Here is an 18647-nt window from a genome sequence, read left to right on the forward strand (position 1 = left end):
GGTATGAGCGCGGGCCACGAGGTCGCCGGGACGCCGCCGGCCAAGGACGGGGCGGAACCCCCGGCGCGTGAGGGGGCGCGCCGGCGGGCCGGGGCGGGCCGCTGGGTGGTGTTCGCCGGCCGGCGGCTGGTCCGGCTCGTGCTGTCCCTGCTCGTCCTGCTGGCGGCGACGTTCATCATGGTCCATCTGATCCCCGGCGATCCGGTGCAGACCGCGCTCGGCGACCAGGCCACGCCGCAGATGGTGGCCCAGCGCCGGCACGAGCTGGGCCTCGACCTGCCGCTGCCCGAGCAGTTCTGGCGCTACGTGACCGGCGTCGTGACCGGAGACTTCGGGCGCTCCATCGTCACCGAGGCGCCGGTGGCCGACCTGCTGACCACCCGGTTCCCGAACACGCTACGGCTGGCCGGGCCGGCCTTCCTGCTGGTCGTGCTCATCGCGATGCCGGTCGGGCTGTTCACGGCGGTGCGCACCAGGGGCGGGCGCGGGCGGCACGTACGCGGCTGGTTCGTGAACGTGACCGGCCTGCTCAACTCGATCCCCGACTACGTGCTGGCCACCGTGCTCAGCCTCGTGTTCGTGGTGACGATCAAGGCGTTCCCGGCGGCGGGCGACGAAGGGCTCAGCTCGTACGTGCTCCCCGTCCTGGCGCTCGTCGCGGGCCCGGCGGCCTCGCTGTCCAGGATCGTCAGGGTGGAGGCGCTCAAGGTGCTGGACGCGGAGTACGTCAGGGCCGCCAAGGCCCGCCGGCTGCCGACGGGCCTGCGCTACTGGCGTTACGTGCTGCCGAACATGATGACCGCCTCGCTGACCTACGGCACCATGATCCTGGCCGGCCTGATCGCCGGGACCGTGCTGGTGGAGAACGTCTTCGGCTGGCCCGGGGTCGGCACGGTGATCTCGCAGGCGGTCATCCAGAAGGACTATCCGCTGATCCAGGGCATCCTGCTGGTCCTCGGCGCCGCCGTCCTGCTGCTCAACATGGTCGTGGACGTCGTGCTCGGCGTGCTCGACCCGCGATCCCGGCTGGGGGAGCTCTAGACATGACCGCTGCCTTCCGGGGTCCACGTCCCGGCCGCCTGTTGTCGGGCGGCGTACCCCTGCTGCTGATCCTGCTGTTCGTCTTCCTCTCGGTCGCGGGACCGTCGATCTGGGGGGAGGCGGCGTCGGCGAGCAACGTGGCCGAGGCCAACCAGTCGATCAGCGCCGCGCACTGGATGGGCACCGACGACCTGGGGCGTGACATCCTGGCCAGGACGCTCGTGGCGACGCGCAACTCGCTGGTGCTCGCCGTGGTCGCCACGATCGTGGGCGGCTGCGTCGGCATCGGGCTCGGGCTGCTGTCCGCGATGTCGCGCCGCCTCGGCCGCGCGCTCGGCGCGCTGATCAACGTGCTGATCGCGTTCCCCGCGCTGCTGCTGGCGATCTTCTTCGCGGTGTTGTTCGGGATCGGCTCCGTGGGCAGCGTGCTGGCGGTGGGCGCCTCGTTCGCGCCGGGCTTCGCCCGCATCACGCAGACGCTCACGGCGTCGGTGGTGTCCAAGGAGTACGTCGAGGCGTCCCGCGTGCTGGGCAGAGGCCCGATCTACCGGACGTTCCGCCACATCCTCCCCAACATCGCCGAGCCCGTCGTCCTGTACTCGACCATCCACATCGGCACGGCCGTCCTGGCGCTGTCCGGCCTCAGCTTCCTCGGGCTGGGCGTGCAGCCACCCGTCTACGACTGGGGCCGGCTGCTCAACGACGGGCTCACCCGCATCTACGTGACCCCCGGCGTGGCCATCGCGCCGTCCATCGCGATCGTGCTGGCCGGCCTGACGTTCAACCTGGCCGGCGAGCGGCTGTCGGACCTCATCGCCGGCCGCCGATCCGCGCCGTCCGCCCGGCGCTCCCAGCCGCGCCCGGCCGAGCCGGCGCCCGATCCGGCCGGGGACGGCGGCGGCGCGCTCGTGGACGTCCGCCACCTGCGCGTCACCTACGCCTCGGCGGACGGCCGCGTCACCACGCCCGTCCGGGACGTCTCCTTCACCCTGGCCCCGAAGGAGAGGGTCGGCATCGTCGGCGAGTCCGGGTCGGGCAAGAGCCTGACCGCGGCCGCCATCGCCCAGCTCATCGAGGAGCCCGGCCACGTGGAGGCCGAGCGGCTGCGCTTCATGGACGCCGACCTGCTCACGCCGGACGACTCCACCCGGCACGTCCTCGGCCGCAACATGGCCATGGTCTTCCAGGACCCCGGCGAAGCGCTGAACCCCGCCATCAAGATCGGCACGCACCTCATCGAGCCGGCCGTCATCCACCTGCGCGAGTCCAAGCCGGACGCCAAGCGCAAGGCGCTGGACGCCCTGCGCGCGGTGGCCATCACCGACCCGGCGCGCCGCTTCGAGCAGCACAGGCACGAGCTGTCCGGCGGCATGAAACAGCGGGTCGGCATCGCCATCGGCCTGATGGGCGAGGCCCGGCTGCTCATCGCGGACGAGCCGACCACCGCGCTCGACGTGACGGTGCAGCGGCAGATCCTGCGGCTGGTCGACCGGCTCGGCGCGCGGACGGAGGCGGGCCTGCTGTTCATCTCGCACGACATCGCCGTCGTGTCCGAGCTCTGCGACCGGATCATCGTCATGTACGCGGGCTTCATCGTGGAGGAGGCGGCGACCGCGGACCTGCTCGAATCGCCCGCGCATCCGTACACGTCGGTGCTGCTCGCGGCCAGCCCGCGCATGGGGCTGGACAAGAGCCGGCCGCTGGTCGCCATCGACGGCCGCATGCCGGGCCCGGACGCCGACCTGCCCGGCTGCTACTTCGCGGCGCGCTGCCCGCGCGCCGACGCCACCTGCCTGTCCGACCGCCCGCCCCTGCGCGAGCTGGCCGACGGCCGCCGCGCCGCCTGCTGGCATCCGCTCACCGAACCCGGCGACGTGCCGACCAGCGAAGGAGCGACGATCTGATGGCCGCGTCTGACGCGTTGACCTGCGAAGGAGTGTCGATCTGATGGCCGCCCTGTCGGTCGGGGACCTCATGGTCCGGTACGGCTCCGTCACGGCCGTCCGCGGCGTCTCCTTCGACGTCGCGGCCGGCTCCGTGCTCGGCCTCGTGGGCGAGTCCGGCTCCGGCAAGAGCACGGTGGCCCGCGCCCTCGTGGGGCTGACGCCGGCCACGGGAAGCATGCGGATCGACGGCGCCGACCTGTCGTCCCGCCAGGCGCGCCGCCGCGTGCAACTGGTGTTCCAGGACTCGCGCAGCTCGCTGGACCCCCGCTACACCGTGGAGCAGTGCGTGGCGGAGGGGCTCACGGGGGTGCGCGGGCGGGCCGCCTCGGCGCGGGTGGCCGAGCTGCTCGACCTGGTCTCGCTCGATCCCGCCGTCGCCGGGTCCCGTCCCGGCGACCTGTCCGGGGGTCAGCGGCAGCGGGTGGCCATCGCCAGGGCGCTCGCGGCCCGGCCCGACGTGGTGATCGCCGACGAGGTGACCGCCTCGCTCGACGTGTCGGTGCAGGCGGTCGTGCTGAACCTGCTCCGCCGGCTGCGGGCCGAGCTGGGGCTGACCATGATCTTCATCAGTCACAACCTCGCCGTCGTCGAGTACATGTGCGACGACCTGGCCGTGATGTTCGACGGCCGCATCGTCGAGTACGGGGCCGTCGGCGAGGTGATCGGGCGGCCCGAGCATCCGTACACGCGGTCCCTGCTGGCGGCCGTACCGGAGATCGGGCAGCGCCGGCTGCTGTCGGAGTCCGACGTGGAGGCCTCCGCGGTCACCGACCCCGCCTCGGCGGGAGGCTGCGCCTACCGGCTGCGCTGCCCGATCGGGCCGGCCGCGAACCCGGAGCGGGAGATCTGCGTGACCACGGAGCCGGCCGCCACGGCGGCGCACGCGCACCACGCCGCCTGCCACTTCGCCCGCGAACTGGACCACCCGGTCGGCCCGCGCGGCTGAGCCGTCAGCGGGCCGGTGGGGCGGTGCTGGCGCGGACGATGAGTTTCGTGGACAGCTCGACGCGGCCCTGCGGCAGGTCGGCGCCGTCCTCGTGGGCGAGGAGTGTGCGGATGGCCAGCGCGCCCAGCTCCGCGATCGGCTGCCGCACCGTCGTCAGCGGCGGCGAGATCCACTGCGCCACCGGCACGTCGTCGAAGCCCACCACGCTCATGTCGTGCGGCACGGACAGGCCCCGCTGCTGGATCGCGGCGTAGACGCCGGTCGCCTGCTCGTCGTTGGCGGCGAAGATCGCCGTGGGCGGCTCGGGCAGGTCGAGCAGGGTCAGCGCCGACTTCAGGCCGGAGGAGTAGTGGAAGTCGCCGTGCTCGACGAGCCCGTCGTCCGGCGGGATGCCCGCCCGCTCCAGCGCGGCCCGGTAGCCGGCCAGCCTGGCCTGGCTGCACAGGAAGCGCATCGGCCCGGTGATCGCCGCGATCCGCCGGTGGCCGAGCTCGATCAGGTGCCGGGTGGCGGCCAGCCCGCCGCCCCAGTTGCCCGCGCCGATCGACGGGTCGTCGGAGTCGACGTCGCCGACCGGATCGACGAGGATCACCGGCACGCCGAGCTGCGCGATGCGCTTGTGGTCGGCCGGCGACAGCTCCGACAGCGCGAGGACGATGCCGCGCGAGCCGCGGTCGGAGACGTCCTCCAGCCACTGCTGGGCCCGTCTCGGCCCGCTGTCCAGCACCGAGACGACGATGCCGACCCGCGCGGCCCGCGCCGCCGCCTCCCCGCCGCGGATCATCTCGGCGGCCCAGGGCGTGCTCGCGTCGTTGAACAGCATCTCGATCAGGCCGCCGCGCCGGCCCGCCGCCACGGCCCGCTTCGTCCGTTTGGTGGGGACGTAACCGCGCTCGACCAGCATCGTTTCGATCTGGGCCCGCGTGGCCGGCGCCACGTCCGCACGCCCGTTGAGCACCTTCGACACGGTGGCTCGCGAGACGCCGGCCGCGGCGGCGATATCGGCGACGGTGACCCGCCGTTCGACTGAGTCAGACACCAAGACATGCTCCATTGCGGAAACCGGGCTTCACTGTCGCAGCTACCATCGTAGGGGCCGCGAGACAGCCGGACCGAACCTCCAGAACGCCGCTACGACGGCGGCCCGTCGGCCGGCCACCGTCCGCCGCACGGCGCCGCGCCGGCCGCCCGGTCACCGCGTTCACATCCATCCGCCGTCGACGATCCAGTTCTGGCCTGTGCACATCGCGCTGTCGTCGGCCGCCAGCCAGAGCACCATGCGCGCCACGTCGGCCGGCATGACGTGCTCGCGCAGCGACTGCGCTCCGCGTACCTTCTCCAGCGTCTCCGGCGTGGCCCACAGCGCGAGCTGCCGCTCGGTGAGGACCCAGCCGGGGATGACGCAGTTGACCCGGATCCGGTCCGGGCCCAGCTCACGCGCCAGGGTGCGGGTCATGCCCTCGATGGCGGCCTTGGCCGCGATGTAGACGGGCAGCCCGACGAAGTCCGCGTGCGCGCTGATCGAGCCGAGGTTGATGATCGAGCCGCCGCCGAGCTCCCGCATGCCGGCCGTGACCGCCTGGATGGCGAAGAAGTGGTGACGCAGGTTGACCGCCATCCCGTTGTCCCAGAACGCCGCGTCGACGTCCCCGGTGTCGTGGCGTTCGTCGTTGGCGGCGTTGTTGACCAGGATCGAGATCGGGCCGAGCTCCGTCTCCACCGCCGCCACCGCCGCTCGTACCTGCTCGACGTCGCGCACGTCGGCGGGGACGAACACGGGCTTCGGGCAGTCCAGGGCGGCGATCCGGCCGAGCAGCCGTTCGGCGCCCTCGGCGTCGATGTCGGCGAAACCGACCCGGACGCCCTGCGCGGCCAGGGCGGTGACGAACTCCGATCCGAGCCCGGTGGAGCCGCCGCTGACGAAGGCGACGCGGTCGCGCAGGCTGGGATAGACGGCGTAGCGCGGCTCCCCGGCCTCGGTGGCCTCGGCGGCGGGTGATGCGATGGTCATGGCGACCCCCAGGGCAGTAGCACGCCTCGGCCGACCGAGCCGCCGGCCAGGTCGGCGAAGGCCGCGTTGACGTGGTCCAGCGGATAGCTCCGGCCGATGAGCTCGCCGAGCGGCAGGCGGCCGGCGAGGTACAGCTCGAACAGCCGGGGCAGGTCGATGAGCGGGTTGGCGGAGCCGTACAGGCTGCCGACCACCCGCTTCTCCCGCTGCACCAGCAGGTTCAGCGGGACGGCGAACGTGGTCCCGACCGCGCCCAGGCCGACCGCGACGAGCGTCCCGCCGGGGCGGAGCACGTCGAAGGCCGTCTCCAGCGTGGCCGGGCGGCCGATGGCCTCGATCGCCCATTCGGCGCCGCGCGGCCGGATGTCCCCGACGGCGGCGGCGACGTCCTGGCTGGAGGCGTCCACGGTGTGGGTGGCGCCCAGCCGGGCCGCCATGGCGAGGCGCTCGGCGACGACGTCGACGACGATGATCGGGTTGGCGCCGGCCAGCCGGGCGCCGAGCACGCTGGACAGCCCGACGCCGCCCGCGCCGAAGATCACGATGGCGTCGCCCGCGCACTCCCCCACGGCGTTGAGCACCGCGCCGACGCCGGTGATGACGGCGCACCCGGCGATGGCCGCGATCTCGGGCGGCACCTCCGGCGGGACCGGCACCACGGCGCGCTCGGAGACGACACAGTATTCGGCGAAGCAGGACACGCCGAGCAGGTGATGGACTCGCGTGTCGCCGTCCCTGAGCCGGGTGGTGCCGTCGAGCAGGCCGCCCGAACTGGCCTGGATGCCCGCCGCCTCGCACAGGGCGGGCCGTCCGGCCAGGCAGTAGGGGCACTGGCCGCACCGGGGCCGCCACATCAGGCAGACCCGGTCGCCGGCCCGCAGCCCGGTGACGCCGGGGCCGACCTCCTCGATCACGCCGGCGCCCTCGTGGCCCGGCACGACCGGGAGCGGGCAGCGCAGGTCGCCGGTCAGGTAGTGCTGGTCGCTGTGGCAGACGCCCGCCGCCTCGACCCGGACCAGGACCTCTCCCGCGTGCGGCGGATCGAGGCGTAGATCGCGGACGGCAAGGGGGGCTCCGACGTGTTCCAGCAGCGCGGCTCTCATCTGCCCCCTCCGGTCGCCCTCGCCAGCCGGCCGGCGAACGAGGAGACGGGGTCACTCGTCCGGCGACGTGCTGCTCGGGTCTGAGCTCGATCGTTGTAACGGTAGATGTCACGAACAGTTGACGTCAACAGTTTCGGAACTTTCGACCGTCCTGGTCGGGAAATGTCAGGCCGCCGTACGGGTGTCCCACCGGGCCGGAGGGCGGTGATCCGTCGCGGAATGGCCCGATGACATGGGGATATGTCGGGCATGGGGCGAGCGTTCGCCGCCCGGCGCTTGGGTCGTGATGTCTCGAAACTCGCTTCGACAGGATCGGAACTGCTCGGCTGGAAGAGTCGGACGCCAGCCGTCGACCGCGGCCCGGACTCGGGCGTCCGGGAGTAACAGGGACATCATGGGTATCCTCCGGAAATGCCCCCTAGGACCGTGCTGACCTGCCCCCAGTCCGAACTCGTCGCGGTCTACCAGGCCGCCCTGCGCAACCTGCTCGACGTCAACACGAACGGCGGGATCATCCGCGCCGGCGGCGGCTACCCGACCCCCTGGACCAGGGACGCCTCGATCAACTCCTGGTACGCGGCCAGCCTCCTGTCCCCTGACGCCGCCCGTGACACCCTCATGGCCGTCACCGGCGGCGGTCTCGTCCAGCAGGACGACCAGTGGTGGGACCAGATCATCTGGGCCGTCGCCGCCTGGCACCACGTGCTGGTGACCGGCGACGAGGAGTTCCTGGCCCGCGCGTACCCGATCGCCGCGGCGACCATGGAGGTCCTGGACAAGGAGCGGCTGGACGGCGGGTACGGGCTCTACCGCGGCGGCGCCGTCATGCAGGACGGCATCTCCGGCTACCCGGAGCCGCCCAACGACCCCGCCGTCGGCTCCAGCTTCGTGCTCGACTATCCGGAGGCGCACCGGATCATGTGCCTGTCCACCAACGCCGTCTACGCCGGGGCGCACCGGGCGCTGGCCCGGATGGCGGCCGCGCTCGGCGCCGACGCGCGGCCGCACCTGGAGCGCGCCGACGCCACCGCCGCCGCGGTGAACCGGTGGCTGTGGCGCGAGGAGGCCGGACTGTACGGCTACTTCCTGCACGAGGACGGCCGGCTGGATCCGCACCAGGAGGCACTCGGGCTGGCCATGGCGATCCTGTTCGGGGTGGCGGACGAACGGCGGGCCGCCCTCGTCGCGGCCAACACGCACCGCGAGCCGCGCGGCGTGGTCAACGTCTGGCCGCACTTCGACCGGTACGGCCCCGAACGTCCCGGCCGCCACAACGCGATCTGCTGGCCGATGGTGATGGGCGTGTGGGGCGACGCGATGGCGCGCGGCGGTCATCAGGACCGCTTCCTGGAAACGCTGACGGACCTGCTCGGCCTGTACGGCGGCGGCCCGGCCGACGGCGCCCCGGCCGACGCGAGCCCGACCGGCGACACGGGGCTGTACGAGGTCTACCACGCGATCACCGGCGTCCCCGACGGCGGCTGGCAGCAGGGCCGGCGGTGGCCGTCGGAGCCCGACCAGACCTGGTCGGCCACGACCCTGCTCGGCCTGGTGCACCACGGCCTGTTCGGGATCAGGTTCGAGCCGGAGGGCCTGCGCTTCTCCCCCGCCGTACCCGCGCACTGGACCGAGGCCACGCTGAGCGGCCTGCGCTACCGCGGCATGACCCTGGACCTCACCGTGGTCGGGGGCGGCACCCGGGTACGCGACGCCCGCCTCGACGGACGCCCGGCGGACCTGGTCCCGGCGGGCCTCACCGGCCACCACGACGTCCGGCTCACACTCACCTGAAGAGCCTGGTGAGAAGCCCGATGCGGCCGCGGTGAAGGGAGCGAAAAAGCTCTCGGGGTATTCACGTGATCGCCTGCGCCACCTAACGTCTTTTCCTATCGGGGTCCTCCATCGGTCACACAGAAGGGGAGGAGATGGCCGATATGACGGATACGGCGGCGCAGGACGGCACCACATCCGACGACGGTTTAGCCCGCGACGACTACGCCCTGCAGCGGGTCCCCCACCACGCCCGATACGGCTGGCTCACCGTCGCCGTACAACGGTTCGGCATGTTGTCCGCGCTGTCGCAGTTCCTGCTCGGCGCCACCCTCGGCATGGGCATGCGCTTCTGGGACGCCGTGCTCGCCATCACCCTCGGCGCGGTCATCCTCGAAGTGGTGGCCATCGCGATCGGCATCGCCGGCATGCGCGAGGGCCTGTCCACCGCCGTGCTCGCCCGCTGGTCGGGCTTCGGCCGGTACGGCTCCGGGATCATCGGCGTGGTGATCGCGGTGTCCCTGCTCGGCTGGTTCGGCGTGCAGTCCGGCGTCCTCGCCCAGGGGCTCGCCTCCCTCCTCGGCGGACCTCCGGTGTGGGTGTGGGCGATCCTGTCCGGGCTCGCCATCACCGCCATCGTCGTGCACGGGTTCGCCGGCATGGCCTGGACCGCGTGGATCACCGTCCCCGCCTTCCTCGCGCTGGCCGGCTGGGCCATCGCCGTCGAGCTGGGCCGGCAGGACCTCGGCGCCCTGATCGCCTCGGCGCCGCCGGGCCCGGCACTCAGCCTGGCCGAGGCCACCACCATCGTGGCCGGCGGTTTCATCGTCGGCGCGGTCATCTCGCCCGACATGACCCGGTGGAACCGCAGCGCCGCCGACGTCGTCAAGCAGACCGTGCTCGGCATCACCCTCGGCGAGTACGTGATCGCCCTGGTCGGCGTGCTGCTGGCGCACGCGCTGCGCACCGGCGACGTGATCGCCATCGTCACCACCACCTCCGGCGCCGTCGGCACGATCGTGCTGGTCAGCGCCACCCTCAAGATCAACGACTGGAACCTGTACGCCGCCAGTCTCGGCACCACCAACGCCCTGCACACCGCGTTCGGCGTGCGCGCCAACCGCGCGGTCGTCACCGTCGCGCTCGGCGTCGTCGGCACGGGCCTGGCCGCCGCCGGCATCCTCGACCACCTCATCGGCTTCTTCACCCTGCTCGGCGTGGCCATCCCCCCGATCGCGGGCATCATGGTCGCCGAGTACTACGTGGTGCGCCGCTGGCGCGGCGACCTCGACGCCTCCCGGGCCTCGGGACAGCTGCCCGCGTCCGCGCCCGGCTGGGTTCCGGCCGCGCTGCTGATCTGGCTCGTCTCCTCCCTCGTGGGTCACTATCTGACGTGGGGCATCCCCGCGCTCAACGCCCTGCTCGTCGCGTTCGTCCTGTACGCCGTCGCGGGCCGCCTCCGCCGCACCGGCTCCCCCTCCTCCCCCTGACCGGACCTTCACTCCCCCTTCAGACAGGAGCTCTTCGTGCGCGTTGGGATCGACGTGGGCGGCACCCACACCGACGCCGTCCTCATGGACGGATCCACGGTGGTGGCCGAGGTCAAGGCGGCGACCACGGCCGACGTGACCGGCGGCATCGTCGCCGCGTCGCGGCGGCTGCTCGACGGTGGCGGCGTCGACCGGAGCGCCGTCGACGGCGTCATGATCGGCACGACGCACTTCACCAACGCCCTGGTGACCGGCCGCCGGCTGGCGCCGACCGGGATCGTCCGGCTGGCGCTGCCGGCGACCGCCGCCCTGCCGCCGCTGGTCGACTGGCCGGAACGGCTGGCCCAGGCGATCCGGCCGAGCGTCCATCTGTGCCACGGCGGCCACGAGTTCGACGGCCGCCCGATCTCGCCGCTCGACCCGGACGAGCTCAAGCGCGTGGCCGCCGACCTGGCCGCGCGCGACATCCGTACCGTCGCCGTCAGCTCGGTGTTCTCCCCCGTCAACGCCGAGCTGGAGGAGGCCGCGGCGGCGATCCTGCTCGCGGAGCTGCCGCACCTGCACGTCAGCCTCTCCCACCAGATCGGCCGGATCGGGCTGCTGGAGCGCGAGAACGCCACCATCGTCAACGCCTGCCTGCGCGACCTGGCCGGTGAGATCGTGGACGCCTTCGCCCAGGCCCTGGCCACGGTCGGCGTACGCGCGCCGCTGTTCCTGTCGCAGAACGACGGCACGCTCATGGACGCCGGGCACACCCGCCGCTACCCGGTGCGCACGTTCGCGTCCGGCCCCACCAACAGCATGCGCGGCGCGGCGTTCCTCTCGGGGCTGAGCGACTGCGCCGTGGTCGACATCGGCGGCACCACCACCGACGTCGGCATGCTGTCCGGCGGCTACCCCCGGCAGGCGAGCGGCGAGGTCGACATCGGCGGCGTACGGACGAACTTCCGCATGCCCGACGTGCTGTCGATCGGGCTCGGCGGCGGCAGCCGGGTCGCCTCCACGCCGGAGCTCACCATCGGCCCGGACAGCGTCGGGTACCAGCTCACCGAGCACGCGCTGGTCTTCGGCGGCCAGGTGCTGACCGCGACCGACCTGGCCGTGGCCGCCGGGCTGGCCGACGTCGGCGACGCCTCCCTCGTCCGCGGCCTGGACCCCGGCCTGGTCCGGCGGGGCGTCGCCCGGATGTCCGCGACGGTCGCCGACCTGGTCGACCGGATGCGGGTCACCCCCGAGCCGCTGCCGGTGGTCATCGTGGGCGGCGGCGGCGTGCTGATGCCGCCCGACCTGCCCGGCATCCCCGCCACGCACCGGCCCGAGCACGGCGCGGTGGCCAACGCCATCGGCGCCGCCATCGGGCAGATCGGCGGGGACGTCGACCGGCTGTTCGCCGTCACGGCCTCCGCCACCCGCGAGGACATCCTCGAACAGGCCCGTGCCGAGGCCATCGAACGGGCGGTCGCGGCCGGCGCCTCCCCCGGCAGCGTGCGGATCGCCGACATCAGCGAGGTGCACGTGCCGTACCTGCCGGGCAACGCCGTCCGGGTGCGCGTCAAAGCGGTCGGCGATCTCGACCTGAGGGTGATGGCCTCTCCCGACGAGGAACAGGAGCAGCAGTGGGCTACGAGCTGACCGTGGAAGGGCTGCGCGATCTCGCCGAGGGCGCCGCCGTGCTGGGCACGGGCGGTGGCGGCGATCCGTACATCGGCCGGCTGCTGGTGGAACAGCAGCTCCACGCCGGGCGCGGCATCCGCGTCATCGGCGTGGACGAACTGCCCGACGACGCGCTCGTGCTGCCCAGCGCCATGATGGGCGCTCCCACGGTGTTCGTGGAGAAGGCGCCGTCGGGGGCGGGCAACGTGATAGCACTGCGGGCGCTGGAACGGCACCTGGGCCGTACGGCGGCCGCCACGATGCCGATCGAGTGCGGCGGGATCAACTCCATGATGCCGCTGCTGCTCGGCGCCCAGACCGGACTGCCCGTCGTGGACGCGGACGGCATGGGCCGGGCCTTCCCCGAGTTGCAGATGGAGACGTTCGCCGTCTACGGGGTGCCGGGCTCGCCCATGTCGATCGCCTCCGACCACGGTGACAGCGGCATCATCGACGCCGTCGACAACCGGCGCATGGAGCGGCTGGCGCGCGCGATGACGGTGGAGATGGGCGGGGCCGCCTACATCTGCGACTATCCGATGGACGCCGCGACCGTACGCCGTACCGCCATCCCGGGGACGCTCTCGCTCGCCATGAAGCTCGGCGCCGCGCTGCGCGTGGCCCGCGCCGAGCACGCCGACCCGTTCGAGCGGCTGAGCGAGGCGCTGGCCGGCACGATCTACACGCACGGCATCGTGCTGTTCACCGGCAAGGTGGTGGACGTCGACCGCCGCACGACCGGCGGCTTCGCCCGCGGCACGGTCACGCTGGCCGCCAACGACGACCCGGCCGACGAGATGGTGATCACGTTCCAGAACGAGCACCTGATCGCCCGCCGCGGCGGGCGGGTGGCCGCGATCGTGCCCGACCTGATCTGCACCCTCAACAGCGAGACCGGCCGGCCGGTCACCACCGAGGCGCTCGCCTACGGCCAGCGGCTGGCCGTCTACGCGATCTCGACCCCCGGCCTCATGCGCACCCCTGAGGCGCTGGCCTGCTTCGGCCCCGAGGCGTTCGGGCTGAGCGAGCCCTACGTCCCGGTCGAGCAGCTGACCGGCGAGCCGTCCCCGTCGCCCGCGTGATCGGCCATCATGGGGCGATGACACGTGGCACGGTGAAGTTCTGGAAGGCCGACAAGGGCTGGGGAGCGATCTCATCCCCTGAGCTTCCGGCGGGACGCGACGCGTTCGCGCACTTCAGCGAGGTGGTGGGCAGCGGTTACCGGATCCTCGCCGAAGGCGACGAGGTCGAGTTCGACGTCGTCGAACGGTCACAGGACAGCTTCGACTACGTGGCCGAGAACATCCGCAAGCGGTGACGCCCGCGCCGGTCAGCCGTGCAGGGAGGACGCCGGTGGCTGGGTGGGGGTGGGCTGGGGAACGGTCAGGACGAAGCCGCTGGCGGGGCGGGTGGGGATGCGGCGCAGCGAGATGGTCAGGTCCTGGTCGGGGACGGCGTAGTCGAGCCGGGCCAGGCGGACGGCGAGGGTCTGGAGCAGGGCGAGGGTGATCTGCTCCCCGGGGCAGCGGTGGCCGGTGCCCGGGTCGCCGCCGCCCTGCGGGATCAGCTCGTACGGCCCCAGCTCGCGCCCGGCGAAGCGCCCCGGGTTGAAGGTGTACGGCTCGGCCCACAGCTCGGGGTCGTGGTTCTGCCCGTAGACGTCGAGCAGCACCAGGGTGCCCTCGGGGATGCGTTCCCCGGCCCAGGCCAGGTCACGGGCCGCGATGCCGCCGACGAACGGCGCGAACGGGTAGAACCGGCGCACCTCCTGGGCGAACGCCTCGGTGTGGGCCGCGTCCCCGTCGCGCAGCGCCTTGCGGTGCTCCGGCCAGCGGTGCAGGGCGTGGGCGGCGAACGTCACGTACCAGGCCACCGCCGTGGTCGGGCGGATGATGTTGAGCAGTTCCACCGCCGCCGTCCCGGCGTCGAGCGGCTTGCCGCCGGCGCCGCGGTAGTTGACGACCACGTCGAGGGCCGAGCCCGCCGGCGCGGTGTCGGTGCCGTCGCGCAGGTCGCCGACCAGGTCGGCCAGCCACGCCTCGCGCCGGGCCCTGGCCAGCCGGCCGCGCCAGTGCCGTGGGCCGCCGCCGCCGAACCCGTCCACCATCGCCGTGAGGTCGGCGGCCAGGTCCGGCACCTCGGCGTCGCTGATCGGGATGCCCGCCCACCGGCACACGCCCGCGGTCAGCACCTCCGCGGCCTGCTCGAAGAGCACGACCCGGCGGCCGGCTCCCCACCTGCCGGCCGCCTCGTCCCAGGCCGCGCCCGTGTGCGCCGCCAGCGAGCCGACGCCGACCCCGGTCAGCAGCGACAGGAACATCGCCTTGCGCACGCGATGGCCGGCGCCGTCCAGGGTGTGCACCGCGCCGCGCCCGACCAGCGTGCTCCTGATCGGCTCGGGCAGCGCCGTACGGCGGCGGACGTTGTCGTCGTCGTAGAAGAAGCGCGCCGCCTCCGGCCCGCGCAGGCCCACGGTCCGGTGACCGAGCAACCGGGTGTGCGCCACCGGCCCATGGGAGCGCCGCAGCAGGCCGGGCAGCCACCCGTACCCTTCGAGGAGGAGGAAGAGCGTGTCGTCCAGCACCAGCATGAGATCAGTCCCTGCCCTCGAGGTCACCGGCGAAACGACCGCGCCCGGCCGCCCGCCGGTCAGACGGTGTCATGATCGGAACCGCCGCGTCCGTCCCGAGGGCGGGCCGCGGGGACGAGATCCGCGCCGCGCAGCCCCGAGTACGGGCCGGCCGCGCCCAGCCCCGCGGTCTGGATGACCCGGCTGATGTCGGTGGGGGTGATCAGGCCGATCAGGCGGCCGGCCGGGTCCAGCACCACGGCGCGCCCGTCCGTGCAGCCGCCCATCCGGTCGAGCAGGTCGGTCAGCGGTTCCTCCGGAGCCGCCTGCGGCACCTCCCGCGGCGGGCAGGCGATGTCGCGCAGCCGGGTGTCGGGCCGGCGCTCAGGGCTCACCCGGCGGATGCGGTTGAGCGTCACCAGCCCGACGAACGCGCCGTTCTCGTCCACGAGGGGGTACGTGGACAGGCGCTGACGCATCACGACCCCTTCGATGAGGCTCGACACGGTCTCGTCGGGGTGGGCGGCGACGGGCGGGCCGGACATCACGTCGCCCACCCGCACGCCGTACAGTGCCGTGCCCAGCCGGGCGTGCTGCTCCTCGGCGCTGGCCGCGTTCACCAGGAACAGGCCGATCAGGGCGAGCCACAGTCCCTCGAACCCGCTGCCGGTGACGACCTGGAGGAAGCCGAGGGCGATGAGCACGTAGCCGAACACCCGGCCGGCGCGGGCCGCGGCGATCGCCGCCCGCGCCCGGTCTCCCCAGCGCGCCCACAGGGCCGCGCGCAGCACCCGGCCGCCGTCCAGCGGCGCCGCGGGGATGAGGTTGAACACCGCGAGCAGGACGTTCACCGCGGCGAGGTAGGAGAACATGCCGGCCAGCAGGGCCGGGCCTCCCGCGCCCGCGACCAGCCCTGCCAGGACGCCGAAGACCACGCCGGCGAGCAGGCTCGCTCCCGGCCCCACGACGGCGATCTTGAGGTCGGCGCCCGGCGAGCGCGGCTCACCGCGCAGCTCGGCCACCCCGCCGAGCAGCCACAGCGTGATCCGCTCGACCTCGATGCCGTGGCGCCGCGCCGTCACGGCGTGGGCCAGCTCGTGCGCGAGCAGGGACGCCAGGAACAGCACCGCCGAGGCCAGCCCCGCCAGCAGGTAGACCACCGGCAAGTAGCCGGGGAAGACCACGGGGAAGCGCCCGAGGGCCAGCCCGGCCACCAGGATCACGACGATGACGAGCACGCTCAGGTTGAGGCCGACCTGGACGCCGGCTATGCGGCCCAGAGGGATCGAGGAGCGCATCATTCCTCCTGCCGTTCGGTGCCGCATCCCGTACCCGGACGTGACGGGATGTCACGCGGCGTGAACGTCTTCTCCCCCTACCCCGGCATAACGGGAGGTCACACGGCATATCCGCATTCCTTGGACGGACGGCGCTGTCCGGGGTCGCGTTCTTCGGGCCTACGGCGGGCTCAGTCGAGGAACTCGACGTAGCCGTCCGTTCCGTGCACGCGGATGCGCTGACCGTCCTTGATCAGCCGGGTGGCCCGTTCGACCCCCACGACGGCCGGCAGCCCGTACTCCCGCGCGATCACCGCGCCGTGCGTCATGAGGCCGCCCACCTCCGTCACCAGCCCGGCGACGGTCACGAACAGCGGGGTCCAGCTCGGGTCGGTGAAGGCGGTGACCAGGATGTCGCCCGGCTCCAGGTCGGCCCGCGCCATGTCCGTGACGACACGGGCCCGGCCCTCGACCGTCCCGGCCGAGACCGGCAGCCCGGTCAGCGCGCCTTCGGGCGCGTCGTCACGCCGGTACTCGCCGGTCAGGGCCTCCCCGTCCGAGGTGAGGACTCTGGGCGGGGTGAGCGTCTCGTACGAACGGAACGCCTCCCGCCTTTCCCGGACGAGTCCGGCGTCCACCTCACCCGTGCCCACGACCTCGCGCAGCTCCTCGAACCGGAGGAAGAAGATGTCCTCCCGCTCGCGCAGGACGCCCGACCGGACGAGGCGGTCGGCTTCGCGGAGCAGCGCCTGCTTGTAGACGAAATAGCGGCTGATCATGCCGTACTTCGGATATTCGCGGTAGCCGGCGAAGGCGCGGACGCGGTCGATCATGCGCTTGGTCTCCGCGGCCTTTCCCGCACCGTCCGGCAGGGCGCGCAGGCGGGCCAGCACGTCCCGCTCCTTGCGCAGCGCCTCCTCCAGGCCCTGCTCGAAGTGCCGCTTGGCGGCGCCGGGCGGGAAGTTCCTGACGTTGCCGAGGAGGGCGGGCAGGAGCATGGCCGGGTTCTCGCTCCAGCGTGTCCTGGTGATGTCGATCTCGCCCGCGCACCGCATGCCGTACTTGTCCAGATATTTCCGGATAGCGTCCCGTGCCTCCGGTCCGCCGTCCAGCGCGGCCAGCTCGTCCAGGAAGGCGTCCCCTTCCCGGCCCTCGTCCGCGACGCGCTGCAGGAACGCGACCAGCCCGGAGTGCGGCCGGATCGTGTCCGCGACGTCGAGCAGTTCCAGGCCCATCTCGGACGTGACGTTGTGCGGGACGGACTGCGTGAGCACGTCGGCCGCGTTCTTCTCGCCCAGCCACTCCTCAAGGTGCTCGTTGAGCCACCAGCTCGCCTCCATCCCCGTCATGATCAGCGGAAGGCCCCGTGGGTCGAACAGGACGCGCCTCAGCTCGGTGATGTCGTCCGCGACGTAGTCGAACAGCGCCGTCCCCGACCTGTCCTCGATCTCGCGCCGCAGGGTGAGCAGGGACTCCTCGCTGCGCCGGATCAGCTCGGTGACGAGGGCCGGATCGGGCTCGGGCGCGTCCTGGCCGACCCCGGCCGGCACCGCGGTGGGGGGCGCGGCGGCGGGATCGTCGTCCGGCGCCGTGCGGATGAAGTCGCCGCGGCCGAGGACGGTCTGCAGCGCGTCCCGCATGAGCGGATCCGACTTCCCGATCATCTCCAGCATGTTCGCGCGGCTGGTCGGCGTGGCCAGATAGGGGGCCATGTCGACGAACAACCGCCCGCCCGCCTCGTACATCGGGCGCAGGGTCGTCCGCTGCCACATGGACAGCCCCAGCGGCTTCATCGCGTCCGTCATCATCTGCTGGTGACCGACGGAGACGTAGACGTGGTTCTCCTCGTCGGCGGCCTCGGGGATGGGGAACAGGGTGGTGATCGGCCGGCTCTGCACGATGTGGAAGTCGTCGCCCGCCAGGCACCACTCGATGTCCTGGGGGCGGCCGAAGTGCGCCTCGATGTGCCGGCCGAGCCGTACCAGCCGCAGAATCTGGGCGTCGGTCAGCGCCGGCCGCGTCTGCCGCCCGGCCTCGACCGGCACGTCCTCGACGCCGCCGTCGCGCGACGCCTGGACGGAGCGCGTCTTGGTGGCGACCGCCGTGCTGACGACCTGGTCGTCGCGCACCGTGTAGACGTCCCCGGCGACCAGGCCCGCGACGAGCGCCTCGCCGAGCCCCCAGCCGGCCTCCACGGTGGCGACCTTACGGTTCGAGGTCACCGGGTCCGCGGTGAACAGGATCCCGGCCGCGTCGGGGAACACCATCCGCTGGACGACGACGGCCATCCGTACCTTGCGGTCGTCGAAGCCGTTACGGCGCCGGTAGGTCACCGCCCGCTCGGTGAACAGCGAGGCCCAGCACCGCCGGACGTGCAGCAGGACCGCGTCCAGGCCCACGACGTTCAGATAGGAGTCCTGCTGGCCGGCGAAGGACGCGGTCGGCAGGTCCTCGGCCGTGGCGCTGGAACGCACCGCGCAGGAGGTCCCCTCCCCCAGCCGGGCGAGCGCCGCGCCGATCTCCGCCACCAGGTCGCCGGGCAGCGTGACGCCTTCGACGACGCGGCGGATCTCGGCGCTCAGCGCGCCGATCGCCTCGCGGTCGCCCGGATCCACCCGCGACAGCAGGTCGAGCTGGGCGTCGAGCGACGGCGTCCCGGCCATGATCCGCTGGAACGCGTCCGTCGTGACGCAGAAGCCGTCCGGCACGCGGACGCCCTCGACCGCGGAGAGCTCGCCGAGGTGCGCCCCCTTCCCGCCGGCCTCCGCGACCTTCGTCGAGTTGATCTGGTCGAAATGCATGACGTAAGCCAATTTCCGTCGCTCCATCGCTCGTCTGGTC

At 72.9% G+C, this 18647-nt stretch carries 14 protein-coding genes; 8 read left to right on the top strand and 6 right to left on the bottom strand.

The features are described from left to right. The first annotated feature begins 3 nt into the window (after positions 1-3). The 3 genes from B0I32_RS30225 to B0I32_RS30235 are packed head-to-tail and all read left to right on the top strand — an operon-like array spanning position 4 to position 3933. The gene (locus B0I32_RS30225; RefSeq protein ID WP_106245561.1) at positions 4-1041 is read left to right on the top strand and encodes an ABC transporter permease; all 1038 of its coding nucleotides are present in this window, start codon (positions 4-6) and stop codon (positions 1039-1041) included. 2 nt (positions 1042-1043) lie between these two features. Next, positions 1044-2945: a dipeptide/oligopeptide/nickel ABC transporter permease/ATP-binding protein gene (locus tag B0I32_RS30230; protein ID WP_106245563.1), complete on the top strand. Its 1902-nt coding sequence runs from the start codon at positions 1044-1046 to the stop codon at positions 2943-2945. A gap of 43 nt (positions 2946-2988) precedes the next feature. Beyond that, on the top strand, positions 2989-3933 hold the full coding sequence (locus tag B0I32_RS30235) for an ABC transporter ATP-binding protein (RefSeq protein ID WP_106245565.1): 945 nt from the start codon (positions 2989-2991) through the stop codon (positions 3931-3933). Between the two features lie 4 nt (positions 3934-3937). On the opposite strand, the gene B0I32_RS30240 is transcribed toward B0I32_RS30235, so the two are convergent. The 3 genes from B0I32_RS30240 to B0I32_RS30250 form a co-directional block, all read right to left on the bottom strand. Beyond that, a complete protein-coding gene (locus tag B0I32_RS30240) occupies positions 3938-4972 on the bottom strand; it encodes a LacI family DNA-binding transcriptional regulator (RefSeq protein WP_106245878.1) in 1035 nt (344 codons plus the stop codon). A 162-nt stretch (positions 4973-5134) separates the two neighbouring features. Further along, positions 5135-5944, bottom strand: coding sequence for an SDR family NAD(P)-dependent oxidoreductase (locus tag B0I32_RS30245; RefSeq protein ID WP_106245567.1), 810 nt, complete (start codon positions 5942-5944; stop codon positions 5135-5137). Continuing rightward, a complete protein-coding gene (locus B0I32_RS30250; RefSeq protein ID WP_181307933.1) occupies positions 5941-7047 on the bottom strand; it encodes an alcohol dehydrogenase catalytic domain-containing protein in 1107 nt (368 codons plus the stop codon). Before B0I32_RS30250 ends, B0I32_RS30245 begins: the two co-directional genes overlap by 4 nt. A 411-nt stretch (positions 7048-7458) precedes the next feature. Here B0I32_RS30250 and B0I32_RS30255 point away from each other — a divergent pair, with 411 nt between their 5' ends. From B0I32_RS30255 to B0I32_RS30275, 5 genes are all read left to right on the top strand, one after another. Beyond that, positions 7459-8838, top strand: coding sequence for an MGH1-like glycoside hydrolase domain-containing protein (locus B0I32_RS30255; RefSeq protein WP_146178360.1), 1380 nt, complete (start codon positions 7459-7461; stop codon positions 8836-8838). Positions 8839-8981: 143 nt separating this feature from the next. Next, the gene (locus B0I32_RS30260; RefSeq protein WP_106245571.1) at positions 8982-10307 is read left to right on the top strand and encodes a purine-cytosine permease family protein; all 1326 of its coding nucleotides are present in this window, start codon (positions 8982-8984) and stop codon (positions 10305-10307) included. 36 nt (positions 10308-10343) lie between these two features. Beyond that, on the top strand, positions 10344-11939 hold the full coding sequence (locus tag B0I32_RS30265) for a hydantoinase/oxoprolinase N-terminal domain-containing protein (RefSeq protein WP_106245573.1): 1596 nt from the start codon (positions 10344-10346) through the stop codon (positions 11937-11939). Next, positions 11924-13042 carry an S-methyl thiohydantoin desulfurase family protein gene (locus tag B0I32_RS30270; RefSeq protein WP_106245575.1) on the top strand — a complete coding sequence of 373 codons (1119 nt, stop codon included), beginning with the start codon at positions 11924-11926 and terminating at the stop codon, positions 13040-13042. The genes B0I32_RS30265 and B0I32_RS30270 overlap by 16 nt, the downstream gene beginning before the upstream one ends. 17 nt (positions 13043-13059) lie before the next feature. Then, entirely contained in the window at positions 13060-13278 is a 219-nt protein-coding gene (locus tag B0I32_RS30275) for a cold-shock protein (RefSeq protein ID WP_106245577.1), read from the top strand. 12 nt (positions 13279-13290) lie between these two features. Here B0I32_RS30275 and B0I32_RS30280 read toward each other — a convergent pair whose 3' ends face one another. The 3 genes from B0I32_RS30280 to rph form a co-directional block, all read right to left on the bottom strand. After that, positions 13291-14550: a cytochrome P450 gene (locus B0I32_RS30280; protein WP_106245579.1), complete on the bottom strand. Its 1260-nt coding sequence runs from the start codon at positions 14548-14550 to the stop codon at positions 13291-13293. A 59-nt stretch (positions 14551-14609) separates the two neighbouring features. Then, a complete protein-coding gene (locus B0I32_RS30285) occupies positions 14610-15830 on the bottom strand; it encodes a site-2 protease family protein (RefSeq protein WP_245956116.1) in 1221 nt (406 codons plus the stop codon). 167 nt (positions 15831-15997) lie between these two features. Continuing rightward, on the bottom strand, positions 15998-18607 hold the full coding sequence (gene rph / locus B0I32_RS30290; protein WP_245956117.1) for a rifamycin-inactivating phosphotransferase: 2610 nt from the start codon (positions 18605-18607) through the stop codon (positions 15998-16000). Between the last annotated feature and the right edge of the window lie 40 nt (positions 18608-18647).

It is taken from the genome of Nonomuraea fuscirosea, assembly GCF_003001935.1.
Lineage (GTDB): Bacteria > Actinomycetota > Actinomycetes > Streptosporangiales > Streptosporangiaceae > Nonomuraea > Nonomuraea fuscirosea.

What these genes read in the sequence shown, in the direction of transcription:
- B0I32_RS30225 (WP_106245561.1), top strand. Translation starts at nt 4, where the DNA reads ATGAGCGCGGGCCACGAGGTCGCCGGGACGCCGCCGGCCAAGGACGGG.
- B0I32_RS30230 (WP_106245563.1), top strand. Translation starts at nt 1,044, where the DNA reads ATGACCGCTGCCTTCCGGGGTCCACGTCCCGGCCGCCTGTTGTCGGGC.
- B0I32_RS30235 (WP_106245565.1), top strand. Translation starts at nt 2,989, where the DNA reads ATGGCCGCCCTGTCGGTCGGGGACCTCATGGTCCGGTACGGCTCCGTC.
- B0I32_RS30245 (WP_106245567.1), bottom strand. Translation starts at nt 5,944, where the DNA reads ATGACCATCGCATCACCCGCCGCCGAGGCCACCGAGGCCGGGGAGCCG.
- B0I32_RS30250 (WP_181307933.1), bottom strand. Translation starts at nt 7,047, where the DNA reads ATGAGAGCCGCGCTGCTGGAACACGTCGGAGCCCCCCTTGCCGTCCGC.
- B0I32_RS30255 (WP_146178360.1), top strand. Translation starts at nt 7,459, where the DNA reads ATGCCCCCTAGGACCGTGCTGACCTGCCCCCAGTCCGAACTCGTCGCG.
- B0I32_RS30260 (WP_106245571.1), top strand. Translation starts at nt 8,982, where the DNA reads ATGACGGATACGGCGGCGCAGGACGGCACCACATCCGACGACGGTTTA.
- B0I32_RS30275 (WP_106245577.1), top strand. Translation starts at nt 13,060, where the DNA reads ATGACACGTGGCACGGTGAAGTTCTGGAAGGCCGACAAGGGCTGGGGA.
- B0I32_RS30280 (WP_106245579.1), bottom strand. Translation starts at nt 14,550, where the DNA reads ATGCTGGTGCTGGACGACACGCTCTTCCTCCTCCTCGAAGGGTACGGG.
- B0I32_RS30285 (WP_245956116.1), bottom strand. Translation starts at nt 15,830, where the DNA reads ATGATGCGCTCCTCGATCCCTCTGGGCCGCATAGCCGGCGTCCAGGTC.
- rph (WP_245956117.1), bottom strand. Translation starts at nt 18,607, where the DNA reads ATGCATTTCGACCAGATCAACTCGACGAAGGTCGCGGAGGCCGGCGGG.